We start from the raw sequence: 6,131 nt of genomic DNA on the forward strand, positions 1-6,131 counted from the left end.
TCTTCCGAGATCGCCTGGCCGCCGGTCAGGATCGCGATGTCCTGCAGCATGGCCTTGCGGCGATCGCCGAAGCCCGGTGCCTTGACGGCCGCGACCTTCAGGCCGCCACGGAGGCGGTTCACGACCAGCGTCGCGAGCGCTTCACCCTCCACGTCTTCAGCGACGATGACCAGCGGCTTACCACTCTGCACCACGGCCTCGAGCAGCGGCAGCAACTCGTTCAGCGAGGAGAGCTTCTTCTCGTTGATGAGGATGTAGGCGTCGTCCATCTCGACGCGCATCTTGTCGGCGTTGGTGACGAAGTAGGGCGAGATGTAGCCGCGGTCGAACTGCATGCCCTCGACGACGTCGAGCTCGGTCTCGAGCGACTTGGCTTCCTCGACGGTGATGACACCCTCGTTGCCAACCTTCTTCACGGCGTCGGCGAGGAACTTGCCGATCTCCTGGTCGCCGTTGGCCGAAATGGTGCCGACCTGGGCGATCTCCTCATTCGAGGTGACCCTCTTCGAGTTCTTCTGAAGATCCGCAACCACGGCTTCGACCGCGAGGTCGATACCGCGCTTTAGATCCATCGGGTTCATACCGGCGGCAACCGACTTGGCGCCTTCGCGGACAATCGCGGCGGCCAGGACGGTCGCAGTGGTGGTGCCGTCGCCGGCAGCATCCGCCGCCTTCGAAGCGACTTCGCGCACCATCTGCGCGCCCATGTTCTCGAACTTGTCGTCGAGTTCGATGTCCTTGGCGACGGCAACGCCGTCCTTGGTGATGCGGGGAGCGCCGAACGACTTGTCGAGCACTACGTTGCGGCCCTTCGGACCGAGCGTGACCTGCACGGCATTGGCGAGGATGTCGACGCCGCGCAGCATGCGGTCCCGCGCGTCTACTCCGAATTTGACTTCTTTGGCTGACATAAGGAATTTCCCTCAGTTCTTATTCTCTCATCCTTCACTGCGCCCAAGCGGGCGCTCGTCAGGGGGAGCTGTGCGAGCGCTGGGTTAGGCGGCTTTCTTGTTGGAAAACACATCGGTGAGAACGCCCATAATGTCGCTCTCCTTCATGATCAGCAGCTCCTCGCTGTCGATCTTGACTTCGGTGCCCGACCATTTGCCGAATAGCACGCGGTCCCCGACCTCGATGTCGATCGGAATCAGCTTGCCGGTTTCATCGCGGCCGCCCGGGCCAATTGCAATGACTTCGCCCTGCGAGGGCTTTTCCTTGGCCGTGTCGGGAATGATAATGCCACCAGAGGTCTTCTCCTCGGCGTCGATGCGCTTGACCACGACGCGGTCGTGAAGCGGACGGAAATTCATACAAGACTCCTGAGCGTTTTGAACAAGTTGAAGATAGTCACATTGTGACAAACCCAATTATAGCAAGGGTCAGGCCAATAATGAGCTGAACGATCCAAGCCTGCAGCTTTTGCTTGGTTGTGTCGGGAATGATAACGCCGCAATCTGTCTTCTCATCGGCGTCGATGCGCTTGACCATGACGCGGTCGTGAAGTGGACGAAAATTCATACAAGTCTCCTGAGCTCAAGTTGGAGATACTCACATTGTGACAAGACAAATTATAGCAAGAGTCAGGCCAAAAATGAGCTGAACGATCGATGCCTGCAGTTCTGCTGAATCGTTGCCTGGCCTGCGCGTGTCTTTGTCCGGAAGCAAACGCCCCTCAGGTAGACAGCCCGCCAAGCTGTTGCGAAAATGACATTGCGTTTTGTCGAAACCGGCGGGAGCTAAAGTTGCAGATGATGGCTCATCGCAAAATTAGACGGAATCGTTAGCTGAAGAGCTTGTCCTCTCAAACTGACCCTGCTGATCGACGTTCGAAAGTGTATACCACGGTCGGGTCCCATTTATATTGATGGAGCGAGATCGGCAGCTCAACAACGATCCATGCCTGATGACCGACCTGGCAAGCATCGGGAGAGCGTACGCGACCTCAACCATATGGCATGTGAAATCTCGAGGTGAAGACATACGGCCGTACCCGTGTGCGGCGGCACTCCATAGCGGCTTGGTAGTACGCCAGCGGCAAACTGAGGCCGTCAGATGGCGTCATCCCATGGCATAAGCGCGTCGATTTCGTTCCTCGGTGAGCCGCTGGCAATACGCTGAAGTATCTGAATTTAGGCGAATGGATCGACATTGTTCATTTCCGTTGTTTGCGGCAGGTTGCGGATGGCTGCCAAGGTTTGACGACGCCGTCGCTGCCCGCGAAGAGCTTTCTTGAATTGTTGTAGCTGGTGGCGCGTTCGACGACCTTCCGAGGAGTGGAGTGGTTCACACCTTGCGTCAGCGAATCTGGGATGGCAGCGGTCAGTCGGTAGAGCACATCTTGCCTGTCGCAACTGTGATCGAGGTGATGGCTATTGCTGCGCACGAGAGATCTGTCTAGCGCGCACGCTTTAGAGAGAATATCCGACGACTGACATTCGCACGAAGCCGATCTTTCTGCCGCTCCGAAAGGTGGACCGGAGACGACGATCTAGCTCGCGGTTGGCGCCTCTCCCGAGACCGAGCGGCAATTTGCATTGTAGGGCAGTCGCTGCAGGCCCCGGTCCGACAATGGCCTCCAAAGAACTGTCATGATCAAGGGGGCCGACGGGTATATGAATCATATACATTGATATACGTTGTGCCGGCGCGTCTAGCGTGTGATTGGACGTCAAAGACGAAATTCATCCTCAGCGCCCAATGGAAAAAGCAACTGTGTCGCCCGCCGAAGTACACCAGCACATTGTTTCACTTCTTCAGAAGCCGAATCCCGTCATCCTGGATATCGGATGCAATGACGGGACCGATACGCAACAGTTTCTCAACCTCTGCCCGCAAGCTCAGCTCTACTGCTTTGAGCCGGACCCCAGAGCGATCGCGCGCTTCAAGGCGAAGCTGGGCCCATCCCTTTCTAGGGTGAAGCTGCTTGAAATCGCGATCAGTGATCGAAACGGGATGATCGACTTCCATCCAAGCAATGCGGATGGTGATGCGAAGGAATGGGACCTCTCCGGGTCAATACGCCGCCCGAAGAATCATCTTACTGAGTATGATTGGGTTCGGTTCGATCGCCCTGTCTCGGTTGAAACGCGGCGGCTGGACGACTGGTGCAGCGAAGCCAAGCTGAATACGATCGATTTCATCTGGATGGATGTCCAGGGAGCCGAAGCCGATGTTATCGCCGGCGGCATGCAGACCTTGAGCAAGACGCGCTTCGTCTACACGGAATATAGCGATCGCGAGCTCTACGAAGGGCAGTTGTCCCTGCAAGCTATTCTTGACCTGTTGCCGTCATTCGAAGTGGCGTCCCACTATCCCCGCGCGGTGGAGGGTGATGTATTGCTCAGGAATACGCGCTTCTAGTGGCGACTCATATCGAGCGCCTCATTCATCGCTGGAAAACCTGACCAGCGCGCTTAGCCGCCCAAAGCTGCACAACAGGTGATCATTTGAGCGGATATCGGTGGCCGGACGGGCGCTCCGGTTTCCGGGTTGCCATTACAGACCCGGCGCACGACGTCCGCGTCGGGCGGGTGGTCGTTTTCTAACACTGCCAGCCGGCGCTCGAAGCATGGAATCGTCTGAACGGCTGCTGTATGGCCTGGTCCTCTGGGAAGCTGGTGCACCGCTTCGAACAAATGCCAAAGCAACTGCATCAGTTCAAGTAATTCCTTGATATGGGCGGGTTTCAGCACGCGCTTGGCGTCGCTATTGTGTGTCAATGGGAAAGCGAGCTGAAGTATGTGTTCATTCCAGAACAAAATCGGCGCGAGGCGTCCAGCATAACTGCAGCAGCCGATTGTCTCCGGCAAGGCGTCCTGGGCGCGGCGCAGGAGAAGGTGGCGGCGATCATCAGCGGCCGATTCCGCGCCGGATCGGATCAAGATCGTCATCGCAATGGTGGTTACTTGCCTGCTCATTTGCCGCAGGCGGAGCTGATCATCGAATCTGCGAGCACGTTCTGCCTGGGTGGCTGCAGCGCGATGACGAAGATCGGGGAGGACGTCAGTAAAACGCCGCGACGTAATCCCGGCGCAATGGCGCGAAGTATCTCCTAGCCGCGCCGCCCGATCACCCGCAATTCCAGATCGGCCCGATCGGCGTCCGCGTCCAGCACGGCCCGAAACTGCCTCCATTGTAGCGGCCGCCGCGGAAGCCGGGTTGGCCGAAATAGTGCCACTCGCCGTCCCAACCGTAATACTGAGGAACCGGGTCAATATACCAGTGGCGTCGGTCGGCGCGCGAGAACCGGCGCATCAAGTCCTTCTGCTTGTAGAGCGGAATGCTGTTGCTCAGCGGCTGGCGATAGCCGGGCAGGAAGCCGTAGCCTTGCCAGACCGGCTTGGGCCCCGTTTTTATTGGCGCAGCGTTCGCGACGACCGGCAGCAGCGACAGGATAATAGTAGCAGTTAGACACACAAGGCGAGACATGGATCGACAATAGTCGGTCGGTTGCGCGAAGGCCATTCAAATTTGGGTGCAAAGTTCTACGTAATCTCGCGCTGAAGTTTTCTCTTAGCTGGTCACGCCCTTCCTGATCAGAAAGCACGCATATCCCCTGCTGTGGTCACCCACCTGCACGACGTCGAAGCCGTAGCGCGAGAAAATCCGGACGCGAGAGCTCACCGGGACAGATGAGTCGGCCGACCGAGCACTCGATCGCGGGCAGCACCGTGCGCTGCGTCCGGGCACACGGTCGGATCGTCGACCGCCATCATCACGCCCAGGGATCGACGCGATCGTCGAGCGGATAGAGCATTAAGATGGCGCGGACGGTCCTCTCCATAACTCATGCCCGGCAGCTGGATCAGGCGCTCCGAGCAGAGCCGCAGCGGCGATGCGGGTGGCCGGGTGGTTGGCGTCGACGGCCACGAGGTCGGCGCCATGGACCATGGAGGCGAGAGGCCAGAGCAGCTCGGGCGCTAGGATCGGATCCAATCGATTTCAGTATGTGACGAACTACCCTCCCAATCGATCGCTTACGTTTATCTCTGTCTCCCTAACCCTTCGCAATCATCAAACACCACGGGCCAGAACACTCCAAACTGTCGTTCATTGACGCAAAAAAAGGCCCGGCCTCATTTCGATGGCCGGGCGGAAGTTAGTCGTCGACAGAGGAAGCGCCGCCGACGATTATTTGCGGCAAAACGTTCACCGCAAATTCTAATTACGGAATGATCAATGGTCGCAGAAATCTGGCGTCGTTCCTTCTATTTAAAAACGATATTGACGGAATGCGGCTCAACACTGGCTCGCACAAACCTGGAAGGAGGGGTTGTCCGTTGTCCTGAGGATCGTCAAAGTCATGCTGATTAGTGAGTGACGCCGAACAGAGACGATCCGCGGCTGTTCGCATGGCATCAACGTGCCGGCCGAAGAGCGCAGCGACCCACCGTCCCCGGGGCCTGGGAGAAGTACCTTGTTATTCGCATGCGAGCACTCGGAGCGAGTTTGCGCGATCCCGCAGGCGGTGGTTGGCGCACCTGCATCCCCCTCTGCCGTATACACATCGACCGGATTGGTATCATCGTCTCACCGAGGTCGGCAGCAAACAACGGGCCGGTCCGCTTGCCGGGCATCCTCGTCAGCTACTTCAAAATGGTACAACGTGACGCTACGTGCGATTCAAGGACTTTTGAGCTGACCCGCATAAAACTCAAGCCGCCGACCTCTCGCAGATGGCAAGTGATTCGCCAGCGGTCGACATGCGTCCCGCATACCGTTATTGGATGGTCATATACACGTGAGCGCTCGAGGCACATTGCACGTCATATTTCTTGTGTGATGTCGTGTGTTCGTCTTGTCCAGAAGATCGCGTGTGCTGGCGATCATGAATCTTCAGGCCATCATTTTGGCCTTGTTGGCTTCCGACTGGCATCACCAGGGTTAAAATGTCATGCTCCATGCGCAGTCGCACGTTCTCCTGGCGCAGCCGAGTGATCTCAGGTCCGCCGACATCGCACTGCGAGTTCTCCCCAATCAAAACGTCAGACATCCCTCAAACTGCATCAAAATTGATGGTGTGGAACGGCCCTTCGAACCGGCATCAAAAGTGCCTAACGTGGTCGCCTGGGGAGGCGCCATAAAGGAAGGACCGTTCCATGGAGAAGATTATCACGGTGGGTTTGGATTTG

7 protein-coding genes are annotated in these 6,131 nt (G+C 57.6%); 2 read left to right on the forward strand and 5 right to left on the reverse strand.

Features of this window, described 5'->3' with window-relative positions:
* The 3 genes from groEL to AC5ZFO_RS46855 all read right to left on the reverse strand — a co-directional run.
* A partial coding sequence (groEL, locus tag AC5ZFO_RS46845) for a chaperonin GroEL (protein ID WP_496124119.1) occupies positions 1-911 on the reverse strand: 911 nt, incomplete at its 3' end.
* Between the two features lie 84 nt (positions 912-995).
* The gene (locus AC5ZFO_RS46850; protein WP_282525283.1) at positions 996-1,310 is read right to left on the reverse strand and encodes a co-chaperone GroES; all 315 of its coding nucleotides are present in this window, start codon (positions 1,308-1,310) and stop codon (positions 996-998) included.
* Between the two features lie 37 nt (positions 1,311-1,347).
* Positions 1,348-1,518 (reverse strand): hypothetical protein, encoded by a 171-nt coding sequence (locus AC5ZFO_RS46855; RefSeq protein ID WP_496124120.1) that lies wholly within the window; start codon positions 1,516-1,518, stop codon positions 1,348-1,350.
* Between the two features lie 1,194 nt (positions 1,519-2,712).
* On the opposite strand from AC5ZFO_RS46855, the gene AC5ZFO_RS46860 reads away from it, so the two are divergent.
* Positions 2,713-3,360, forward strand: coding sequence for an FkbM family methyltransferase (locus tag AC5ZFO_RS46860; RefSeq protein ID WP_282525290.1), 648 nt, complete (start codon positions 2,713-2,715; stop codon positions 3,358-3,360).
* 53 nt (positions 3,361-3,413) lie between these two features.
* Here AC5ZFO_RS46860 and AC5ZFO_RS46865 read toward each other — a convergent pair whose 3' ends face one another.
* Together AC5ZFO_RS46865 and AC5ZFO_RS46870 are read right to left on the reverse strand one after the other, a co-directional pair.
* The gene (locus AC5ZFO_RS46865) at positions 3,414-3,890 is read right to left on the reverse strand and encodes a hypothetical protein (RefSeq protein WP_496124121.1); all 477 of its coding nucleotides are present in this window, start codon (positions 3,888-3,890) and stop codon (positions 3,414-3,416) included.
* Between the two features lie 178 nt (positions 3,891-4,068).
* Positions 4,069-4,464, reverse strand: coding sequence for a hypothetical protein (locus tag AC5ZFO_RS46870; RefSeq protein ID WP_282525281.1), 396 nt, complete (start codon positions 4,462-4,464; stop codon positions 4,069-4,071).
* A 1,429-nt stretch (positions 4,465-5,893) separates the two neighbouring features.
* Between AC5ZFO_RS46870 and AC5ZFO_RS46875 the strand changes: the two genes are divergently transcribed.
* Positions 5,894-6,131 (forward strand): hypothetical protein (locus AC5ZFO_RS46875; RefSeq protein ID WP_496124122.1); only part of this gene is annotated, 238 nt, incomplete at its 3' end.

The organism is Bradyrhizobium sp. Unk1, assembly GCF_059512345.1.

Bases quoted from the DNA above. Each gene is read 5' to 3' on its own strand.
- AC5ZFO_RS46850 (WP_282525283.1), bottom strand. From the start codon at position 1,310: ATGAATTTCCGTCCGCTTCACGACCGCGTCGTGGTCAAGCGCATCGAC.
- AC5ZFO_RS46870 (WP_282525281.1), bottom strand. From the start codon at position 4,464: ATGGCCTTCGCGCAACCGACCGACTATTGTCGATCCATGTCTCGCCTT.
- AC5ZFO_RS46855 (WP_496124120.1), bottom strand. From the start codon at position 1,518: ATGAATTTTCGTCCACTTCACGACCGCGTCATGGTCAAGCGCATCGAC.
- AC5ZFO_RS46865 (WP_496124121.1), bottom strand. From the start codon at position 3,890: ATGACGATCTTGATCCGATCCGGCGCGGAATCGGCCGCTGATGATCGC.